The sequence below is a fragment of the Emergencia sp. JLR.KK010 genome (assembly GCF_037018265.1).
Lineage (GTDB): Bacteria > Bacillota > Clostridia > Peptostreptococcales > Anaerovoracaceae > Senimuribacter > Senimuribacter intestinalis.
The window spans coordinates 2,966,601-2,986,877 of sequence record NZ_CP143550.1; the positions used below are offsets into that span (position 1 = coordinate 2,966,601).

The following is a 20,277-nucleotide window of genomic DNA, read 5'->3' on the forward strand; positions in this document are numbered from 1 at the left end:
CAGCCGGCATTTGGTCATTATCTACCAAATGCCGGCTGTCGTTCAGTTACCGCACAAGCTGAATTTTTCTACTCTTCTCGGGTAGCCAGCTGTTTCATTTTTTTCTCTATCACCGCAATACGCTCTGACATGTCCGCTATTTTAACTCTATCGTATAGTGAAAAAGTAAAACGCATTTTAAAACCTTCCTTTTCTGGAACAATCGAAAAACTATCCGCGGCAGACAAAATCTCATTAAAGTCTGCCAAACCTTCAACGCCGTCAATATCCAATATGAGATTCTCTCCGATATAGATGAGTTCTGCAAAATAGGTATCTTCACACGCATTCATTTTAACATATCCGCCCTGAATCTCTGCAATATGGCAAAGGGATGGGTAAAGTACCTCTACAAAATTATCCCACTTCTGCTCATTTCTTCTTCTTTCATATTGAGACTCTTTCGTTTCTATTAGTGATCGAAGCAAATCAAAATGCGCTTTTTGCTCATTTGTCAAAGGCATAGCCTCCCCTTTCTCAAAAACTGATTTGTCCCACTGATGTTCTTCAATGTAATTAACTTCTTTTTTCATACTGCAACTCCCTATTAAACAAATATTAAGCCAACAAAGAATGTCATGTCTAAAGTTCCATTATATATGGGCATAGGCGTTAGTGCTGTTACAGGAATTGACAAAAAGACAAATGCAACTAAACAAAGCTATTAGCAAACGACTATTGGGACTGCTTGCAGTGCGAAATATTATGCAGTATCAGCTTTTTACTAAAAGCATTGTTCACAAGAGTACCACAATGGAAAATGTGGTTAACGATGCTTACACATTATGCGATTTTCGCTCATCGCTATTCGATGATGAAAATCTTGAATCCTAGCCTCAAATCAATATGTCAAATTTATAATGTCATTCTCTTCTCCTAGTATACCATGAGATGTACAATTAATCTTCTATTTTTTTCTTCCATTTGTAATTATTATTGCAAGATGACATACAAGCCAAAAGTAATCGAAACTTCTCAGCACTAATCAGAAAGAACAATCCGCCATACTGCACTATTTCTCTTGTTTCAGCGTCAAATGGTACAAAAACACGAATTGCACCATTACCAGCATTTTTGCCTAAAATGGTGCAATCTATTGCTCAGTAGCTTATTGAAACAGCCTCTTTCTTTTCATCTTTTACACTTTATCTCTCTCATACTCAAGGATTGCGCCTCTCTTTGAGAATTCAAAATCATATTCGTAACCATCCTTATACGCCTCTGCCTCATAGACGTATCTTCCATCATCTCTAGTCAATTTTACGTAGATGATGATAGCGCCAGGCACTTTGTTTTTAATTTTGTTGCGAATGGTGGTTTTGCTTACAGCACCCACCTTGGAAGCTGTGTATCTGGAACCTTCGTTGTCCTTATCCTTATCTAAAATTCTGCCGTCAGACGCCGCTATTTCTATAGAATACACATACTTGCTCTTTACCGCTTTACCTTTATAAACGCTGCGCCCGTCATCTCTGGTCAAATGCACATATTTTACAGTTGCACCCTTTGGCAGTTCTTCCTTAAAAATCGCTTTAGCTTTGCTCCACGAAATCTTAGAAGCCGCGGCGGCATCAGCACCTCCCGCTGCACCTGCATATGCAAAGGCGGTCACTACCAGCGATAAAGCCAGCAATATGCTTAACATTACTTTTCCAGTTCTTTTCTTTGTCATTTTTCTATCCTCCTAAATTAGATTTCTGTTTGATATGCTCTTACTATACTGAAGAAAAATGAAAACAAAATGAAAACGCTTTTTTATTTTAAAAAATTTTTTTCACCAGTTTTCTCCTCAAAGTCACAAAAAATCCCCGGCGTTTACCTTTCAATGGCATTAAGTTAAGAAAATCTCACATCACAGAAAATGTGGTGTGGGATTTTTTTGAGAATAAGTATTGACATATGAACAAAAAAATGCGGCCGCTTTAGCTGCTGAATATTTTAGAGGCAGCTAAAGCGGCCCTTGTAATTAGATAACATCTTTTTACAAGGAGGATACCGCATGAATAGGACTTCACTGGAACTAAAAAATTTGATTATGGACATTATTAATAAGCAGAAACAGGATTTAACAGGCCTTGTTTCTAACCCCAAAACAGATTTTTCCAGAAACAGAAAAATACCATATGAGAAAATGATTCTTTCGTTATTGACAATGGAGGGAGCATCTTTATCAAATGAACTTTTACGGCAGTTTGGCTATGGCTTAAATACAGCAACATCATCTGCTTTTGTCCAGCAGCGTAAGAAAATACTTCCTAAAGCATTTGCGTCGCTTTTCCACGATTTTACAGCAGCAACTTATAGTAATGATAATTATAAAGGATATAAACTCTTGGCTGTTGATGGTTCAGATATTCAAATCGCAACTAATCTAAACGATAAAGACTCACTTTTTCAAATAGCAGAAGGTGTAAAACCTTATAATCTGCTGCATTTGAATGCTTTATATAATCTGAAATCTCACACTTATGAGGATGCAGTCGTTTTCAAACGCAAAGAAGCCGGTGAAAACAAAGCGTTGACTGAAATGGTGGACAGATCCGCTCTGCAGGGAAATGTAATTGTGATTGCAGACAGAGGATATGAGGCATATAACAACATGGCTCATATCCAAGAAAAAGGATGGTTTTATCTAATACGGGTGAAAGATTTTAATCAATATTCATCCGGTATTCTGCATGGCTTGGAGCTGCCGGATACTGAGGAATTCGATGAGTATATCGATTTAAAATTAACTCGGAAACAGACTAATGAAATGAAAAAGCTTTTTGAGCAGAGAAATCACTATCGGAGAATCGCGCATAATAAACCATTTGACTATCTGCCTGTTAAGAGCAGAAAATCTGATCCTGCAGTACTTTATAATTTGCCATTTCGCATTGTACGCTTTCCAATATCAGAGGATTATTACGAAGTTGTAGTAACTAATCTGGATACTGATGAATTCCCTGCGGATACTCTGAAACAACTGTATGGCATGCGGTGGGGAATTGAAACTTCATTTAGAGATTTGAAATATACAGTAGGACTGCTTCATTTTCATTCAAAAAAGGTGGAATACATACTTCAAGAAATCTTTGCACGGTTAATCATGTATAACTTTTCAGAATTGATTACCTCGCACGTAGTCATTGAAAAGAAAGACAGAAAGTATGAATATAAAGTTAATTTTTCTGTCGCAGTACATATATGCCGTGAATTCCTGCTTAGTATAAATATCCCACCTAATATTGAATCACTTATTGCAAGATATATAACGCCCATTCGGCCTGGACGTTCAAGGCCTCGTGAAATGAAAGCCAAACAGGCAATAAGTTTCATGTATAGAATAGCATAGATTTTTGAAATATACATTATTTTTTTGACAAGGGAACGCTCTTGTCTATTTGTTGCGTTTTTAAATCTACAAAAAAACAATTTATCAGCTTGAATCAAAGGAAAAAAAGAGAAGTTAATATCGCGAACAATACTAACTTCTCTTTAAATCCCTTAACTTAATGCCATTGGTTTACCTTTGCTGGGGATTTTGTATTGCTCTATTATTCTGCTTACGCTTATTTCAAATAACCTTTCAACTCATCCACTTTATCCAGTTCTTCCCAAGGCAGCTGGACGTCCTTTCTGCCGAAATGTCCGTAAGCGGCAGTCTGTCTGTAAATCGGTCTGCGCAAGTTAAGATCGCGGATAATTGCTGCAGGGCGCATATCAAAATGCTTGTCGACAATGTCAGCAATCTCCTCATCGGAAAGCTTGCCGGTACCGAAGGTATCCACCATGATGGAAACCGGTTTTGCAACGCCGATTGCATAGGCTAGCTGGATTTCACACTTGTCCGCAAGTCCTGCAGCTACCACATTCTTAGCAGCGTGTCTTGCCGCATAGGAAGCGGAACGGTCCACCTTTGTAGGGTCTTTACCGGAAAATGCACCGCCGCCGTGGCGGGCATAACCGCCGTAGGTGTCAACGATAATCTTTCTGCCGGTCAGACCGGAGTCGCCATGAGGTCCGCCGATGACAAATCTGCCAGTCGGATTGACATAGTACTTGGTTTCATCATCCAAAAGTTCTGCAGGAATCACCGGTTTAATCACGTGCTCAATCAGATCATTTCTAATCTGCTCCTGGGTCGCTTCCGGATCGTGCTGCGTGGAAATCAAAACGGTATCGATTCTCTTTACCTGATTTCCATCGTATTCCACAGTAACCTGGGTTTTTCCGTCAGGACGAAGATATGCAAGTGTACCGTCTTTTCTGACCTTAGTCAACTGCAGTGCCAGCTCGTGTGCCATCTGAATCGGCATCGGCATGTATTCCGGTGTTTCATTGCAGGCATAGCCAAACATAATCCCCTGATCGCCTGCTCCGATGGTGTCAATCTGGTCATCGAGGGTACCTTCCTTATATTCCAGCGCCTTGTCAACACCCATAGCGATATCGCCGGACTGTTCATCGATGGCAGTCAGCACTGCACAGGTATTTCCGTCAAAGCCATACTCCCCTTTGTCATAGCCGATATCCGTGATGACGTTTCTCACAATTTTCGGAATGTCGATATAGCACTTGGTGCTGATTTCTCCCATAACCATTGCATAGCCTGTGGTAGTTGTCGTCTCGCAGGCAACGCGTCCATAAGGGTCCTGCTCCATAATTGCGTCCAGAACAGCGTCAGAAATCTGGTCACAGATTTTGTCAGGATGTCCTTCTGTCACGGATTCTGATGTAAATAATTTCTTCATGTTTTATTTCCTCCCAAATATTACCAAACAAAAAACCTTTTCTCTCATATGGAAGAAAAGGTCTGATTATCGGTCATCATTCCTCATCTTTCAGAATAAGATAATTCTGTAGGATTTAGCACCTTTTCTGTCAGTACTAGCTGACACCTAGGTTGCCGGGCTTCGCAGGGCCTATTCCCTCAGCCACTCTTGATAAGGATTATCATATAAATTATACTCTTTTTAAATTCTTTGTCAATGACATATTGTATTTTTGTCAAAATAGGATATACTCTATTTATTGAACCATTTAAAAATTTTTAGCTTATTGAGGTAGACGTTTGAAAAAGAATCAATTTACAGTTTTACGCGGCGGCTTGCTTGACAGTGCCGCTACCAGCAGAAAAGAATTTGTATCAGCTTATATAACAAACACCCGATTGATGGGCGTACTGGGCATGTATATGCATTTTAAACTCCCAGATAACCTCGTCCAGCGAGATTTACATCAATTCTTTTACTTTGATGCCGAAGAATACGGCTTTGAAACCTATCACAGCGTTCTGGGAGAAAACAGAACACGCATCTTTGAAATTGAAAACTCTCTGATTGGCGGTCTTGGCGGCAAAAAAATTCCCCTAACGGAAAAACAGGCACAGTATCTGCTGCAGGAATATGCCGAATTTAACCGTGCTCACAATATCCCTTTGCCGGAGGGCCTTTCCGAATATGAATTCCTTCTTAACGAAAAGGCTACTCTTTCAGAGCCCGAGCTTTACATTTTGATGCAAAAACAGTGTGTCAGACCCGAAAATGCTTACGAATCAATCAACTATTTTCTCATGCGTATTTTTGGCAGAGATTTCAAAGCCGCTGCATTTCTCTCTGATAGAGACATTTTGCTGGATGTTTTTCCAGAATATGACGCAGGAACCTTCTGCAAAAATACGATCGAGCCCACAGACGCACCGAACACTTTTCTGTGTCAGTCCCTGGTTGAATTTCGCAATTCCTATTATATCGTACTGACGGAAATCACATTGTCTGGTCTGACTGTTTGCAGCTTTGAAAGAAACAGCATCATGAAAATTTCTCCGATTGAAGCCGCTATGCTGCTATCTCGTTCGGAGTTTGTTACCGTCTATGAAATGTTGGAGGAGCCAGATTCCTTCTCCTCAGAAACGACTCCAAAAGCCATGACTGCAATGGTAACACCTCACGATACCGGAAAACTTTACATGATTTTTCATTCCGATAATAAACATGTCGCACGAAAGGAATATCGTCTCAATGAAGATGTCCTGGGCATGTATTTCGTTTCCGATGCGGGGCAGGTAATTGCTGCTGCTTATACGCTTGAAGATATCTATCTCTTGGAAAAAGACCTCGCAGGCTCTGCCATTTCCAAAAGTCTGATTCCAACTCAGCGTTATGAATTTCAGGAGCCAGTTCTTTACGAATTTATCCAAAGTACTATGGATCGTTTTGAAACTTTTGTAGATATTATTCAGAACAATCCTGGTGATGAAATCTAATCCCAAATTTACACTCAAAAAGAACACAAGTTGTCGTTTTATGTCAACCTGTGTTCTTTTTTAACGAAGATTTTTCAACAAGGGAGAATTCCTTGAATTTAGACATTTCAGCGACTTATCCACAAGGATAAGTCGGATTGTATACATTTTTCTGCACATTACGATATGGATAACTTTACAAAGCATAAACGTTTATTTTTCAATACTAATTCGTATATTATAAATTTGTCAATAGGAAGTTATCCACAATTTTTGTATAAATTATCCTCATGGATTTGTTCGACTGTCTACAATCTTTGTTCGCCCATTTTTTGGCAAAGATAAATTATAATATTCTGCCACTGCACTGATTATTCCTTCTGCAATCTTTTGCTGATATGTCGGATTTTTCAGATTTCCAAGGTCCTCCGGGTTAGATAAAAAACCGCATTCCACTAAAATCATCGGATGATCTGCATTTCGAAACAGATACATCCCGCTCTTAGGAAGTACAATTCTGTCAGCACCATCTCCCAGCTCCTCTTTTAGACTCTCCTGTATCTTCTCTGCAATTTCCTTGCTATCCTCCATAAGCGACGTTTCCACTTCTTTCGGATAAAACACCTGTGCCCCATGAACACTGCTATCCGATGGAAAACTATTGAGATGTATGCTGATAGTCAAGGTCGGTGATGCCGCCTCTATTACCTCTTTTCGCGCTTTTAAATCTCCAACCTTTGTCCATTTTTCTGTCCCTTCAGCAATAAGACCGTCCTCTGTTGCTCTGGTTAAAATAATCTGCATACCATAATTCTCCGCCTCTTCCTGCAAAGCCTTTACAATATCTAAATTTATCTTCTGCTCTTTTGTTCCGTCACCGCCTATCGCGCCGCCGTCCATACCTCCATGGCCAGCATCCAGCACCAGAATCACCTGTGGTTCCATCTTCCCTGCCGTTTCGACCACCTTACTGTAGCTCGGACTGAAACACACAAATGCAAGCAGCAAAAGAACCATCACTCCTTTTTTTACTCTCAAATTCTCTCTCCTTCCTTCTTTTTTCAATATATGAAGTAAAAACTAAAATCATGTAGATGTTTTAAGACCAAAGCTGTGTTATACTGAAAGGAAGAAAAGGAGCACAAAATGGATACAAGAAGACTATTTAAAGAAGATGTATACTTAAAAACTGCCAAGGCAGTAATCACCGATATACAAAGGGAGGAAGAAAATCTCGTGCTGATTCTCGATCAGACGATTTTCTTTCCCGAAGGCGGCGGTCAGAGCAGTGATATCGGCACCATTTCTGACCTTACTGTAACACACGTGTATGAAGATAAAGACTACATCTATCACCGCTGTGTCGAAAAAGAAAGCGAATTGTCGATAGGCGATGAAGTAGATATTGCAATCGATTGGAAGCATAGATTTGATAATATGCAAAGACACTGCGGGGAGCACATCTTATCCGGCAAATTCTATGAACTCTTCGGCGGCGTCAACCGTGGATTTCACATGGGTGAAGATTATATGACCATCGACATCAGTCTGGAAGAAAATCCAGCATATAATAAAATCACTTGGGAAATGGCAAAGGAGGCAGAGCTTGCTGCCAACGAAGCAATCTGGGCAAATCTTCCGGTCATTACCCGCCACTATGACAACAGACAAGAAGCCGAACACCTTCCGCTGCGCAAAGCCCTTGCCTTTGACGAAGATATTTCCATCGTTTGCGTGGGAAGTATAGAAAACCCTGCCGACTGTGTCGCCTGCTGCGGCACCCACCCTGCTACTTCCGGTCAGGTCGGCATAGTAAAACTCTACAAGGTAGAGCCGAATAAAGGCATGTTCCGCATTTACTTTGAAGCCGGCAAGCGTGCCTTTCTCCACTATCAGGACCGTTACGATATCCTTACGAATCTGGAACATAAACTTTCCGCAGGTACAGACGACCTGCTGGACAAATATAACGCTCAGAACGCAAAAAACAAGGGTATCCGGGATGAACTTTATCATTTGAAGAAATGGGTCGTTGCACGAGAAATAGAAGATATAAAAGCGCAGATTTCCCCGGCTTTTGTCAGATATTACGATAAATTGTCTATTAACGATATACTGGAGATTGGACGCAGTCTCTCCGGCTGCATCCCCACCATCGCTTTTCTTGTCCATCAGCCGACGAACACCATTCTCCTGTTCTCCGATCAGCACGACTGCGATAAACTGGTAAAAGAAAATGCCCCTATCTACGGCGGCAAAGGCGGCGGCAACCAAAGTTCTGCCAGAGCCATCTTCCCTAAAGCCGAATATGTAGATACTTTTATCGACCTAATAGAAAAACACCTGCGCTAACAGGTGTTTTTTCTATGTAATTTAAATTTACTTCTGTCTCTGTCCACCTAGGTTCATAATGGCGATGGACGCTAGCACCAGAACAATTCCGGCAAGCTTCCACAAGCTAAAATCTTCCTGTAAAATAACAAATCCGATGATTGCAGCAACTACTGTCTCTACCGATGCGATGACTGGTACCTTTGAGGTTTCCAGATTCATGGAAAGCCCTTTCATATAGATAAAGTATGCCACCACCGCTGTAATCAGTCCATATGCAAAAGCGCCCGCCATAAAGCCAGCAGAACACAAATCTCCTATCTCCAGCCATGGCTTTGCAATCACCGCCATAGTAAGAGATGCAAAGAGAAAACTGTAAAAAGTCACTGTCGTTGTATCATAGTCCTTCGCAATGGTTCCGAAGATTGTCATCAACGAGTACAAAAAACCGGCCGCAATACCGATCAGAACGCCATATCCTAGAAAATCAACTGTATCAAAATTACCGCCGGTTACCGTCAGTGCACAGCCTGCAATATTTACAGCAAGTCCTGCAATCTTATTTGCACCTATCTTCTCTTTAAAAATGATTCTGCTCATAATGCAGACAAAAATCGGTGATGTATAAAGCAGTACGGCAGCAGTTGCAGCACCAATACTGCCGATTGCCTCGGTATAGGCGTAGTTAAACATCGCCTGACATACAACACCTAGAACTGCACAGAGCAGCAGCCCTTTTCCATCGATGCGAAATAGCTTCGTTCCGCCAAGAAAAAGCATTACCGGTATAATCCAAAGGGCAGCCGATGCCATACGAAAAAATACGATCGTTGCTCCCGATGCACCGTAACTTCCAAGCAAGTTAATGAAAAGTCCCATGGTTCCCCAAAGGCAGCCGGAAACGAATACATAGATATATCCTTTGTTTGAATGATTTTTCATAACTTTCCCCGTAACAAAGAGGAGATCCGCATGCGGGTCTCCTCCGTAATTCTCAATCAGATTTTTCGTCCTGTTTGAAGATTATTCTTCTTCCATCGGTTTCATTTCTGGATCGAAGTGAAGTTTGCAGCCAGTTGCTGCCTGAATATCTTCTCTGCTGTAATCCGGATGTAATTCTGTTACCCAGATGCCATCTTCTCTGACTTCCATTACGCCCATTTCAGTAATGATTTTGCTGACGCACTTTTCAGCGGTCAAAGGTAATGTGCACTTTTCTAAGATTTTGTGATTACCCTTCTGGGTGTGCAGCATTACGATGATAACCTCAGGGCAGCCTGCACAAAGGTCCATAGCACCGCCCATACCAGCAACCTTCTTGCCTGGAACAATCCAGTTTGCCAGGTCGCCGTTTTCAGCAACTTCCATAGCACCAAGGACTGTAGCTTTTACGTGTCCGCCTCTTACAAGACCGAAAGATTCTGCAGTATCAAAGAACTTTGCTCTTGGCAGTGCAGTTACATATACACCACCAGAGTTGATGATATCAACATCTGTATTGGTTTCGTCTGCAACAGCATCAATACCTGCAAATCCATTTTCGGAGTGGCAGGTTACTGCAATGTCATCTGGAATATAGTCTGCTACCATGGTAGGAAGGCCGATTCCCAGGTTAATAAAGTCGCCGTCTTTAAATTCTTTTGCGCATCTCTTCGCAATTCTCTGTTTTAAATCTGCCATCTCTTTTCTCCTTCCACAATAGCATCTACGAGAACGCCTGCAACTGCAAAGTAGTCAGGGTCAATCTCGTTAATTTCAACAATCTTTTCCGGTGCAATGATGGTGTGCTCTGCAGCACCAGCCATTACATAGTTAAAGTTTTTCGTTGTCTTGGAACAATAGTAGTTACCAAATTTATCAGCTACAGTAGGTCTGATGAACGCATAGTCAGCGCGCAGCGGCATTTCGAATAAGTACTTCTTGCCTTCCAGTTCTACAACTTTCTTTTCTCTTCCTAATTCGTCCAGCTCTTCCTGCACCGGTGTACCAACACCAGTCGGAGTCAGAACACCACCAAGACCGTAAGCTGCTGCTCTGATCTTTTCTGCTAAAGTACCCTGTGGAACCAGTGTGCACTTCAGTGTGCCTGCTACCATGCCATCGCCAATCAGCGGGTTCATACCTACGTGGGAAGCGATGATGTGGTCAACCATACCAGCTTCGAGCAGTTTACCGATACCTCTTGCAGTCTTAGCGCCGTAAGTTCCTACTGGCAGACCGCCGTCGTTACCGATTACTGTCAAATGCTTAACGCCTTTTCTTACAAGTGCGTCCATGATAACTTCCGGGGAACCTGTGCCCAGGAAACCGCCGACCATAATGGTCATGCCGTCTTTAACGCCTGCAACTGCTTCATCAGCAGTCATAATTTTGTTAATCATTTTACAATCACCTTTCTATATCATATTAGTTTAAACAATAACAACCCCACCCTTCCACGAAGCAAAGCTTCGGGCGGGTGCCCGGGAACCTTGTTGTCCTAAGGCAATAAGTGTTCATGAGAAAATCATACACCAAACGGATACATCTTGCAAGAGGATTCTTGTCCAAAATCTGTACCCTCCGCATGTGATAATGGGCGCTGAACTTAAAGTTCAGGCGCCCGCAACTCATGTCATATTATCATATGAGATTAGCGATCAGCGATATTTTTCTTATCCTGCCAGCCTCTCTTTTCTACTTCCTGCATGATGTAGGACATAACGTGTTCTGCATACTTTCCAGGACCAAAACCTGCGTCGTAGCCCAGTTCCTGTGCTAATTCGTGGGAAATTCTAGGACCGCCGCAAGTCAGGATAATTTTGTCACGCAGACCTTCTGCTTCCATCAGTTCAACCATTTTGGTCAGCTGCTGGATGTGAATATCCTTCTGTGTTACTGTCTGGGATACCAGAATTGCATCAGCGTTCAGTTCTTTTGCTTTTGCAATTAACTGTTCACAAGGAACCTGGGAACCCATGTTATGCGGATCTACATTCTTAAATCTTTCCAGACCGAAGTGACCGTGGAAGCCCTTCATCTGAATGATTGCGTCGATACCTACGGTATGAGCATCGGATTCGATGGATGCACCTACAACGGTGATATCTCTGCCGATGTGTTCGCCAATCCATTCGCCGCATTCCACACGATCCATTACAGTACCTTCAACCTTAGGAACATTGATAGCTGTAAAGTCGATAGTTGGCTGTGCGGAGCCGTAAACGTTAAAGAATGTATATCCTGTTGTCAGTTCGCAGTAGTAAGCTACGTTTGGCTCAGCCAAACCTAATTTCTTAGCATACTGCTTTGCGCATTCTTCAGCTTCTTCACCGTAAGGTACAGGAAGAGTGAAGGCTAACTGAACTTTACCGTCGTTAAGTGCATCGCCGTAAGGCTTAACACAAGTTAAATCTACACTGCTTGTTGCTTTGCATTCTGTTGTCATGACCTTGCACCTCCTTATTATTCATGATCCATAAACAATTCAATAAACGGATTGAAGTAGTTTTCACCTTTAGTGGAAACACCTTCCAGACCGTGACCACCGTCAAACGGACGTTTCACGCCACCGAAGATACCCTTTTCGATTGTGGAGAAGAGACCTTCTTTTTCAACTTCAGCAAGAAGAGCGTCTGCTTTGCCCAGAACTTCCTGTGCTCTCTTCTGAATGATACCGTCCTTCTTGAACTCAACTTCTTCACCGATGTGTCTGCAGTTGTTGAAAATGTAACGAGCATTTTCAATGGACAGATATCTATCCTGCATCAGCGGTGTATGAATTGCTTCTGTCAGCATACCAGTCAACAGCAGGGACTGATTCGTCCAAACTGTTACTAAGTTGAACAGCGCATCCTGCAGGTGACCTCTAAAGATGTTACCTGTCATGAACTTTGTAGGAGGCATGTATTTTAATCTTGCCTTAGGGAAGATTTCTCTTGCCATCTGTGCCTGAGACAGTTCAAGCAAGAAGCCGTCTTCTGTAGCAGGATCCATTTCAAATGCGTGACCCAGACCCATCTGTTCTTCAGGAATGTTAGCAAGTACTGCAAACTGTTCGTTGATGAACTGAGAAGCAGTTACAGTGTGAGCTGCTTCGATTGCGTCGTCTGTTGTCAGGTAGTTGTCTTCACCGGAGTTAAAGATGATACCGCAGTAACCGATGATAACACGGCTCATGAACTGGTCAACCAGTGTTCTCTGCATGTTGATATCTCTGAACAGGATACCGTAGATAGCGTCATTTAACATTACGTCTAATCTTTCCAGTGCGCCCATTGCAGCGATTTCAGGCATACACATACCGGAGGAGTAGTTACACAGTCTGATGTATCTGCCAACTTCTTCACCAACTTCGTCCAGTGCTTTTCTCATGATTCTAAAGTTTTCCTGCGTAGCGTAAGTACCACCAAAGCCTTCAGTTGTTGCGCCATAAGGTACATAGTCAAGCAGGGACTGTGCAGTAGTTCTGATTACAGCGATGATGTCTGCACCCTGTCTGGCAGCAGCCTGTGCCTGAATCACGTCTTCGTAAATGTTACCAGTAGCAACGATTACGTAGATGTAAGGCTCTGATCCTTCACCGATAGTGTCTAAGTACTCCTGACGCTTTGCTTTCTGCATGTCAATTCTTTCGAAAGTAGCTTTGATTGCAGGCTTTAATGCTTCAGCAGCTTCTGCCTGGGAGCAGGTCGGAAGTTTTGTGATATCCAGTTTGCCTGCAGCCATTTCTTCTGCGATTTCCTGCGGTGTCTTGCCAGTCTGTACGATTGCATTACCAATCCAATAAGCGACACCTGTCGGCAGCGCACCCGCATCCTTCAGCTGGTCTACTACCACGTTTGGAAGCGGTGTGTCAACATCGTCTACACCGTCAACTCCCAAAAGTCTCAGAATTGTTCTCTCTGTGCTGACTGTAGTGTGTCTGTCAATGAAGTCCTGCATGTCATGTGCAATGTTTGCCGCATGCTGACGAGCACTGTCAACTACTTTTGGGTCAAGGTTTAATTTGCTTTTCATCCTTTTCTCTCTCCTTATTTTATATATTTTTGTGCTCCATCAATAATTTCCTTATTGATGCCTAACATTTTCGCGATATTAAGCGCGTCTTTTGGTATTTGCCCTTGTTTTTCTACCGTATATAAACGATAGTCCATATACTTAGAAATTATATTAATCCGCTCTTTCCTATTCGCATATTTTAACTCGCTGTCGAGTTTGCGGAAGTCAACATCTGCCAGGCCTCGCACCTGCATATTCTTAACCCCGTTTTCCTCGGTCACCGCCTCAAAATGCGTAGTCATGAGGGTAATATACGGTTTGTCTTTGAGGTAATCCACAAGGCTTCTGGTCAGCGCCAGACCCTCAATCGGATTGGTTCCGCTGGCAATCTCATCGATGAGAAGCAGCGAACGATTCTCACTGTGATCTAAAATTTCTTTGAGTTCTTCCATCTCGCTTCCGAAACTGGAAAGGCCTCTCTCGACCGACTGGCTGTCTCCAATTAGAATCTGCATATAGTTAGAAAGACCCACCTTTGCCTTTTGACAAGGAACAAAGAATCCATACTGCGCCAAAATCGGCACCAGTCCGGAAAGCTTCAGTGAAATGGTCTTACCTCCCATATTGGCACCTGTAATACAGGTAACTCCGTCAGTCAAGGAAATGCTTACCGGACAGTAAGTTTTCCCCTTGGACTTCAGCACGTCTTCAACTTTGGATTGTCTGCCTTCTACGATTTCAACGATATGCGCCTCAACGATTTCCGGCTTTACGCAGTCGTGCTTGATGGCATAAAGGGCTTTGCCCAATGCCACATCGAGAAGTCCAATTCGTTTACAGTTACGCAGAAGCACATCTGCAAACTCTGCTATTTTTAGGGAAAGACGCTGCCTTACAACGGTTTCTTCTTCCTCAATTTCGGTAACCAGATTTTCCATCTGCTCTGTCAGCGCATAAATCTTTTCATCAGGTTTTAATTCAAAGGTTACGGTCATGTAATCTTCATCCACCTGCTGCAAATCCGGCACGGCTTTATACTTTTCCAGCTCTCCGCCGGTCTTCGATACTGCACAGTCAAACTTCGGTGTTAAAATGATACCGTATTCTCTCTGAATCTCCGCTTTTTTCGCCTTCTGCGTCTTTCTGATGGAAACCTCTATGCTGTGCTTTTCCTTTCGCAGCTGCGCCAGCTTTTCAGAAAAGTCATCATAGATATAAAAAGTATTAATTCTGTCTTTGCTTGGATCCAGCTCGTCCAAAAGGGCTTCCGTCGGTTCCAGCGTAAACTCTACCGGAACTTTCGTGGTCGTTTCCCCACAAATCTTTTCAATTTTTCTCATCATCAGAAGCAGAGTCTTTACTTCGTAGAGTTCTACGACGGAAAGTGCATTTCTACTGCTTCGCTCGATGGTATATGTAGTATCTTTAATTTCCATGAAGGCTTCTGAAAGCAGCTCTACGCAGCGCTGATTTTCCTTCGCAAAGGCAATCATGTCCTCGATCTTATCAAGTTCTGCGCGAAGCTCCTCTTCTTCACCCGGAAAAAAAGGTTTGGTTTCTTTTAATATATTTTTACCAAAAGGGGTATTTAAGTCAATCTGCTGCATGACATAGTCAAGACCAGTTTCTGCTTTAGTCTTGACATTGGCAAGCCGCCTGTTTGAACCGTGTTTCATAAATCCTCCTTCTGTTTATATTCTAACGTCAATGACCGGAATATCCGGAAGCGCTTCCTGCATAGCATCTCGCAGAGCTTTGTGGTCGAAAGAGTAGCCGCTAGGCGCAATCGGGTTGACCGTTACCGCCGCAACTTTGATGTTCTTCATGACACTGACCTTGAACTTCTTCTTGCGAAGCTTGCCCCAGTCCATCTGATTGATGAAAATCTTAGTCGGGTCTTTGAGAACAAAGTGGACTCTTTTTAGCTTACTTGGGTTGATGTCTGCAATTACGCTGTTTGTAAATGCGCCCGGAATGTATACATATTCCGTTTCATCATCAATTGCTTCATCGATAAAGCGGCTGGATCCAAGACCCGTTGCAAGGTCTAAGGCTTCTATATTATCACCTTTGATAAGCAAAATCTTGTCCAGATTCATATGCTCTGCAATGAGCGCTCTTGCCTTGCATTCTTCCAATTCAGGAATGCTGTAAAGCCCGATGATGTGCGCTGTATCCTCGATTACTTTCTTCATGCTGCGGGACAAAACTGCGCCAGTGGACAAGATAATTGCGTCTGATGTCTCCGGCGAAGCGATAGACTTTCGGTCGATAGCTCCGTCGATGAGAATCAGTTCACAGCCCATTTCAAACATCTCTTCACACATTTTCTTCGTGTGAGCAGTCGCCACAGGTCCTGCTATCTGCACATAGCCGCTATCAGCGACTCTGCAGAGGAGCAAATCTCCGATAGAAGTTCTGTAATCTGATTTTTTTACGATTTCAAGTCCTGCTTCCGCCAAATCATAAAGCTGTGTCGGAACGGACACGATGGTATCTTCGTAGAGATATACCTTTGGTTTTTCGGTTCCCGTTACTAAGTCCTGTGTTTCCCCGTCTCTGCCGGTAGAAGTAATGCCCAGAGTAATACCCTCATCATCAGCTTCTTCAATGAGATAATTGAGCGCTGTAGTCTTTCCTGCATTCTTCGCCATGCCAACGATGGAAAGCGTTTTATATTTTTGTGACAAATCGTAAAGTAAACCCATTTCTTATCCCTGTTTGTTCTAAAATTTCTGTATTCCTCGTTATAAAGGTATAGGGAGACCCAAGCCTCCCTATACGCATACACCAATTAGTGTTTGTTTCTTTCGTGTCTTGCCAGGTTGGAAGGTTCCATAGATTTAATCTGTAATCCTTCTCCTAATGCAGATACACCCTGATACTTATAAGTCTTCTTACCAGTGCAGTAGTCGCAAGTGCACTTCAGATCCGGCAGACGAGGCTGAGTGTAAGTAGTGATAACGCCTTCGTAGTTTCTGAGAATTACCTTATCAGGTGTCTCGGAAATAATGTACTGAGGCATTACCGGAGTCTTACCACCACCACCAGGAGCGTCAACTACGAATGTAGGAACTGCATAACCGGAAGTGTGTCCTCTCAGACCTTCGATGATTTCGATACCCTTCGCAACGGATGTTCTGAAGTGTTCGATACCAACAGACAGGTCGCAAATGTAGATGTAGTAAGGTCTTACTCTATTCTTAACCAGCTTGTGTACTAATTCTCTCATGATGTGCTTACAGTCGTTAACACCTCTGAGCAGTACGGACTGGTTACCAAGAGGAATACCTGCGTCAGCAAGCTTACGACATGCTTCTGCTGCATCTTCAGTGATTTCCTGTGGGTGGTTGAAGTGAGTGTTCAGCCAGATTGGGTGATACTTCTTCAGCATGTTAACCAGGTTATCAGTAATTCTCATTGGCATTACAACCGGAGTTCTGGAACCAAGTCTTACGATTTCCACGTGGTCAATCTTTCTCAGTTCGCTGATGATGTATTCTAATGTATCATCTTCTACGCACAGAGCGTCACCACCGGAAAGCAGAACGTCTCTAACAACCGGTGTCTTTCTGATGTATTCGATACATGCATCGATATCTTCTCTGGATCTAGCACCGTCAGTTTCACCTGCAAGTCTTCTTCTAGTGCAGTGTCTGCAGTACATGGAGCACTGGTCAGTGATGAGGAACAGTACTCTGTCCGGATATCTGTGAGTCAGACCAGGAGCCGGGGAGTCAGCGTCCTCGTGAAGAGGGTCAGCATCGTCAGCTTCAGATCTGTGCATTTCAGCCAGTGTAGGAACTGCCTGCATTCTAACTGGATCTCTCGGATCATCTGGATCCATCAGGGAAGCATAGTAAGGAGTGATACCTACTCTGAATCCACCGATAACTTTCTGGATTTCTTCTCTTTCCTGGTCAGTCAGGTTTAATACCTGTTCGATATCTTCCAGAGTAGAAAGTCTGTGAGATACCTGCCAGTGCCAGTCATTCCACTGTTCATCGGTAACATCCTTAAACAGAGGAATGTCTTTCCAATTTCTGATTGCCATAATAATAAATCTCCTTAAATTCGTGATTTAAATTTGTATGATTATAAATTAAATTGAAGTTTTTCTTATGATAGCCACAGCTTCCGAAAAGGAAGCCGTGGCAGTAAAGTTTGTGTTATGTTGATTTTATAATTTGATGTACATCATCGATTGATTATGCGTACATTTCTTCGAATAACTTTCTCAGTCCTTCGTGTTCTCTCAGGCACTGCAGAGTGATTGCTGCGTGACCCTTAGTGTAACCGTTACCAACGATCATGTTCACGTCTTTACCAACACCTTCTGCACCAAGAGCTGCCTTAGTGAAGGAAGTAGCCATGGAGAAGAAGTATACAACACCGTCATCCTTAGTAGCTAAGATGGAGGCCATTTCTGTGTTTTCAATGTTTACACAGTTAATAACTACGTCGAACAGTTCGCCGTCAGTTAATTCCATAGCTTTGTTGTACATGCCAACTGCATCTGTAGCGTCCATGTGGAAATATTCGTCAGCTAAATCTAATGCTCTCGCTCTGTCTTCGGACTTCTGGGAACCAGCTGCGCAAACAACTTTACCAGTTACGCCAGCTCTCTTCTTTGCTTCGTATAAGCACAGCAGGCCGGATTTTCCGCCGCCACCGATAACCAGAATTTTCTGACCGGACTGGCACAGTTTAGCAGCCTGTGCAGGAGCACCAGCTACGTCTAATGCGGATAAAGCAAGTCCTTCCGGCATATCGTCAGGAATGATTCCGTAGATACCGCTCTGGAACAGGATAGCCTGACCTTTGATATCAACCTGGTCGATGGTTGGTCTCATTTCCAGAATTTCTTCGATTACCAGTGGAGTCAGGGACAGGGATACTAATGTAGCAATCTTGTCGCCGACTTTCAGTTCTCCAACGTAGTTAGGACCAACTTCTTTAACAGTACCAAGCAGCATACCGCCGGAACCAGTCCAAGGGTTCTTGTGCTTACCAGCTTTAGCAACAATGTTCATCATTGTCTGCTTTACTTTTTCCTGATCTTCAGGAGAGTTTTCGATATCTGCAGGCTTCTTGCCATCGCAGGATCTTCTAACGATTTCAGTGAAAGAAGCAGAGTCAACGTTTAAAGTCTTAACGTCAATCAGTACTTCGTTATCGTAAATTTCCATAGTGTTATCGATCACATCTGCTGGCTGTGGTAAAACACCTTTTGGTGAAATAACTCTGTGGGTTCCGTAAGGGCATCCTTTTTTCATAATAATCATCCTCCTAGAAAAATATTAACTCTTTTAAAATTTATGCCAAGGCATAATTTATGACTATCTATATTATAAAACTGTTGCCGCTTAGTGTCCATAGTCCAATTTTAGCTCACTTCTAAATAATTTTTAAATTAACAATCGAACCGATTTGTGTTCGTTTTTCAAAAGAACAGAACCACTTTCGGTTCATTCGTTTATGCATAAAGTTCAGCAAACAGTCTCATGATTCTTTCGTCTTCTCTAAGAACCTGAAGAGCTGCATTGGCATGTCCCTTTGTATAACCGTTACCAATGAGCATGTTTACGTCTTTGCCGACACCTTCTGCACCTAAAGCAGCCTTTGTAAAGTTGGTCGCCATGGAGAAGAAGTATACCATACCGCCATCTTTGCATGCCATAATGGAAGCCATTTCTGTGTTAGGAATATTAACTACGTTGATCACAACATCAGCCAGTTCACCGTCAGTTGCTTCCATGATTTCGTTATACATTTCCACAGCGTCAGTTGCATTGACTACCATGTATTCGTCAGCACATTTTACAGACATTGCTCTGTTCAGGGATTTCTTGAAGCCGTCAACGCAGATAACTTTGCCGTTGATACCTACCTGCTTCTTTGCCTGCCAGCAGCACAGGATACCGGATTTTCCGCCGCCGCCCATTACGACAACAGTGTCGCCAGGCTTACAGATCTTTGCAGTCTGCGCAGGTGCACCAGCTACGTCCAGAACAGACAATGCCAGTTCTTTCGGCATATCTTTCGGCAGAATACCGAAAAGTCCAGACTGGAACAAAATAGCCTGACCTTTGATATCAACCTGGTCAATGTCAGCTCTCACTTCTTTGATCTCGTCAATCTTCAGCGGTGTCAGAGACAGGGATACCAGTGTTGCGATTTTATCGCCAACGCGCAGATCCCCTTTGTAGTTCGGTCCGATTTCCTTTACTTTACCGATTAGCATACCGCCGGAACCAGTCCAAGGATTCTTGTGTTTTCCTGTTTTTTCTACAATGCCCAGAATGATTTCCTTAATTTTTTCTACATCACCCTCCGCTCTCTTTTCAATTTCAGTAAAAGAAGCAGAGTCAATGTTCAGTGTGTGAACATCGATTAAAACCTCGTTATCATAAATCTCCATCGTATTGTCGATGATGTCAGCCGGCTGCGGAAGTGCTCCTTTCGGACTGATGACTCTGTGGGTGCCATAAAGGTCGCCTTTTTTGTAAGTTTTGCTTTCCATATATATCTCCTTTTTCATTATATTAACGTATTTGTGCAACGATCATTCTAATAAGCAAAAGTCGTGCCAAAACTAAAAACCCACTGTTACCAATGGGTTTGCAGTTTTTCCTGTTTAGTTTTTCTATTTTTCGAACCGTTTTGTGTTCATAAGCTTTTTATGCGAACCGTTTTGT

The 20,277-nt window shown here is 42.7% G+C and carries 17 protein-coding genes and 1 riboswitch; of the genes, 3 read left to right on the forward strand and 14 right to left on the reverse strand.

Features of this window, described 5'->3' with window-relative positions; genetic code table 11:
- Window positions 1–68: 68 nt before the first annotated feature.
- Window positions 69–572 carry a hypothetical protein gene (locus V1225_RS14255; RefSeq protein ID WP_161908036.1) on the reverse strand — a complete coding sequence of 168 codons (504 nt, stop codon included), beginning with the start codon at window positions 570–572 and terminating at the stop codon, window positions 69–71.
- A gap of 605 nt (window positions 573–1,177) precedes the next feature.
- Entirely contained in the window at window positions 1,178–1,711 is a 534-nt protein-coding gene (locus tag V1225_RS14260; protein ID WP_160202152.1) for a PepSY domain-containing protein, read from the reverse strand.
- Between the two features lie 327 nt (window positions 1,712–2,038).
- Here V1225_RS14260 and V1225_RS14265 point away from each other — a divergent pair, with 327 nt between their 5' ends.
- The gene (locus V1225_RS14265) at window positions 2,039–3,376 is read left to right on the forward strand and encodes an IS4 family transposase (protein WP_338546076.1); all 1,338 of its coding nucleotides are present in this window, start codon (window positions 2,039–2,041) and stop codon (window positions 3,374–3,376) included.
- Window positions 3,377–3,593: 217 nt separating this feature from the next.
- On the opposite strand, the gene metK is transcribed toward V1225_RS14265, so the two are convergent.
- A complete protein-coding gene (metK, locus tag V1225_RS14270; RefSeq protein ID WP_338546998.1) occupies window positions 3,594–4,775 on the reverse strand; it encodes a methionine adenosyltransferase in 1,182 nt (393 codons plus the stop codon).
- 80 nt (window positions 4,776–4,855) lie between these two features.
- Window positions 4,856–4,974: riboswitch (SAM riboswitch) on the reverse strand.
- Between the two features lie 121 nt (window positions 4,975–5,095).
- On the opposite strand from metK, the gene V1225_RS14275 reads away from it, so the two are divergent.
- On the forward strand, window positions 5,096–6,289 hold the full coding sequence (locus tag V1225_RS14275) for a hypothetical protein (RefSeq protein WP_251631081.1): 1,194 nt from the start codon (window positions 5,096–5,098) through the stop codon (window positions 6,287–6,289).
- Between the two features lie 267 nt (window positions 6,290–6,556).
- Here the strand turns inward: V1225_RS14275 and V1225_RS14280 are convergent, their stop codons facing one another.
- Entirely contained in the window at window positions 6,557–7,306 is a 750-nt protein-coding gene (locus tag V1225_RS14280) for an N-acetylmuramoyl-L-alanine amidase (RefSeq protein ID WP_338547001.1), read from the reverse strand.
- A gap of 108 nt (window positions 7,307–7,414) precedes the next feature.
- On the opposite strand from V1225_RS14280, the gene V1225_RS14285 reads away from it, so the two are divergent.
- On the forward strand, window positions 7,415–8,620 hold the full coding sequence (locus V1225_RS14285) for an alanyl-tRNA editing protein (RefSeq protein WP_338547003.1): 1,206 nt from the start codon (window positions 7,415–7,417) through the stop codon (window positions 8,618–8,620).
- Between the two features lie 27 nt (window positions 8,621–8,647).
- Here V1225_RS14285 and V1225_RS14290 read toward each other — a convergent pair whose 3' ends face one another.
- From V1225_RS14290 to V1225_RS14335, 10 genes are all read right to left on the reverse strand, one after another.
- Entirely contained in the window at window positions 8,648–9,541 is an 894-nt protein-coding gene (locus V1225_RS14290; RefSeq protein WP_160202147.1) for a DMT family transporter, read from the reverse strand.
- An 81-nt stretch (window positions 9,542–9,622) separates the two neighbouring features.
- Complete coding sequence (locus tag V1225_RS14295) at window positions 9,623–10,279, reverse strand: 3-oxoacid CoA-transferase subunit B (RefSeq protein ID WP_160202146.1); 657 nt, start codon at window positions 10,277–10,279, stop codon at window positions 9,623–9,625.
- Entirely contained in the window at window positions 10,267–10,980 is a 714-nt protein-coding gene (locus tag V1225_RS14300) for a CoA transferase subunit A (protein WP_160202145.1), read from the reverse strand. The genes V1225_RS14295 and V1225_RS14300 overlap by 13 nt, the downstream gene beginning before the upstream one ends.
- Before the next feature lie 251 nt (window positions 10,981–11,231).
- Window positions 11,232–12,026 carry an OAM dimerization domain-containing protein gene (locus tag V1225_RS14305; RefSeq protein WP_160202144.1) on the reverse strand — a complete coding sequence of 265 codons (795 nt, stop codon included), beginning with the start codon at window positions 12,024–12,026 and terminating at the stop codon, window positions 11,232–11,234.
- A 17-nt stretch (window positions 12,027–12,043) separates the two neighbouring features.
- Window positions 12,044–13,597 (reverse strand): lysine 5,6-aminomutase subunit alpha, encoded by a 1,554-nt coding sequence (locus tag V1225_RS14310; RefSeq protein WP_160202143.1) that lies wholly within the window; start codon window positions 13,595–13,597, stop codon window positions 12,044–12,046.
- 14 nt (window positions 13,598–13,611) lie between these two features.
- The gene (locus tag V1225_RS14315; RefSeq protein WP_160202142.1) at window positions 13,612–15,255 is read right to left on the reverse strand and encodes a DNA mismatch repair protein MutS; all 1,644 of its coding nucleotides are present in this window, start codon (window positions 15,253–15,255) and stop codon (window positions 13,612–13,614) included.
- Window positions 15,256–15,270: 15 nt separating this feature from the next.
- Window positions 15,271–16,287: a hypothetical protein gene (locus tag V1225_RS14320; protein WP_251631085.1), complete on the reverse strand. Its 1,017-nt coding sequence runs from the start codon at window positions 16,285–16,287 to the stop codon at window positions 15,271–15,273.
- A gap of 86 nt (window positions 16,288–16,373) precedes the next feature.
- The gene (gene ablA, locus V1225_RS14325; protein WP_160202140.1) at window positions 16,374–17,633 is read right to left on the reverse strand and encodes a lysine 2,3-aminomutase; all 1,260 of its coding nucleotides are present in this window, start codon (window positions 17,631–17,633) and stop codon (window positions 16,374–16,376) included.
- 154 nt (window positions 17,634–17,787) lie between these two features.
- A complete protein-coding gene (locus V1225_RS14330; RefSeq protein WP_160202139.1) occupies window positions 17,788–18,855 on the reverse strand; it encodes a zinc-binding dehydrogenase in 1,068 nt (355 codons plus the stop codon).
- Window positions 18,856–19,055: 200 nt separating this feature from the next.
- Entirely contained in the window at window positions 19,056–20,102 is a 1,047-nt protein-coding gene (locus tag V1225_RS14335; RefSeq protein ID WP_160202138.1) for a zinc-binding dehydrogenase, read from the reverse strand.
- Between the last annotated feature and the right edge of the window lie 175 nt (window positions 20,103–20,277).

Excerpts from the sequence above, each read along its gene's own strand:
- V1225_RS14330 (WP_160202139.1), bottom strand. The coding sequence starts at position 18,855 with ATGAAAAAAGGATGCCCTTACGGAACCCACAGAGTTATTTCACCAAAA.
- V1225_RS14265 (WP_338546076.1), top strand. The coding sequence starts at position 2,039 with ATGAATAGGACTTCACTGGAACTAAAAAATTTGATTATGGACATTATT.
- V1225_RS14255 (WP_161908036.1), bottom strand. The coding sequence starts at position 572 with ATGAAAAAAGAAGTTAATTACATTGAAGAACATCAGTGGGACAAATCA.
- V1225_RS14300 (WP_160202145.1), bottom strand. The coding sequence starts at position 10,980 with ATGATTAACAAAATTATGACTGCTGATGAAGCAGTTGCAGGCGTTAAA.
- ablA (WP_160202140.1), bottom strand. The coding sequence starts at position 17,633 with ATGGCAATCAGAAATTGGAAAGACATTCCTCTGTTTAAGGATGTTACC.
- V1225_RS14295 (WP_160202146.1), bottom strand. The coding sequence starts at position 10,279 with ATGGCAGATTTAAAACAGAGAATTGCGAAGAGATGCGCAAAAGAATTT.
- V1225_RS14320 (WP_251631085.1), bottom strand. The coding sequence starts at position 16,287 with ATGGGTTTACTTTACGATTTGTCACAAAAATATAAAACGCTTTCCATC.
- V1225_RS14315 (WP_160202142.1), bottom strand. The coding sequence starts at position 15,255 with ATGAAACACGGTTCAAACAGGCGGCTTGCCAATGTCAAGACTAAAGCA.
- metK (WP_338546998.1), bottom strand. The coding sequence starts at position 4,775 with ATGAAGAAATTATTTACATCAGAATCCGTGACAGAAGGACATCCTGAC.
- V1225_RS14305 (WP_160202144.1), bottom strand. The coding sequence starts at position 12,026 with ATGACAACAGAATGCAAAGCAACAAGCAGTGTAGATTTAACTTGTGTT.
- V1225_RS14260 (WP_160202152.1), bottom strand. The coding sequence starts at position 1,711 with ATGACAAAGAAAAGAACTGGAAAAGTAATGTTAAGCATATTGCTGGCT.
- V1225_RS14285 (WP_338547003.1), top strand. The coding sequence starts at position 7,415 with ATGGATACAAGAAGACTATTTAAAGAAGATGTATACTTAAAAACTGCC.
- V1225_RS14335 (WP_160202138.1), bottom strand. The coding sequence starts at position 20,102 with ATGGAAAGCAAAACTTACAAAAAAGGCGACCTTTATGGCACCCACAGA.
- V1225_RS14310 (WP_160202143.1), bottom strand. The coding sequence starts at position 13,597 with ATGAAAAGCAAATTAAACCTTGACCCAAAAGTAGTTGACAGTGCTCGT.
- V1225_RS14290 (WP_160202147.1), bottom strand. The coding sequence starts at position 9,541 with ATGAAAAATCATTCAAACAAAGGATATATCTATGTATTCGTTTCCGGC.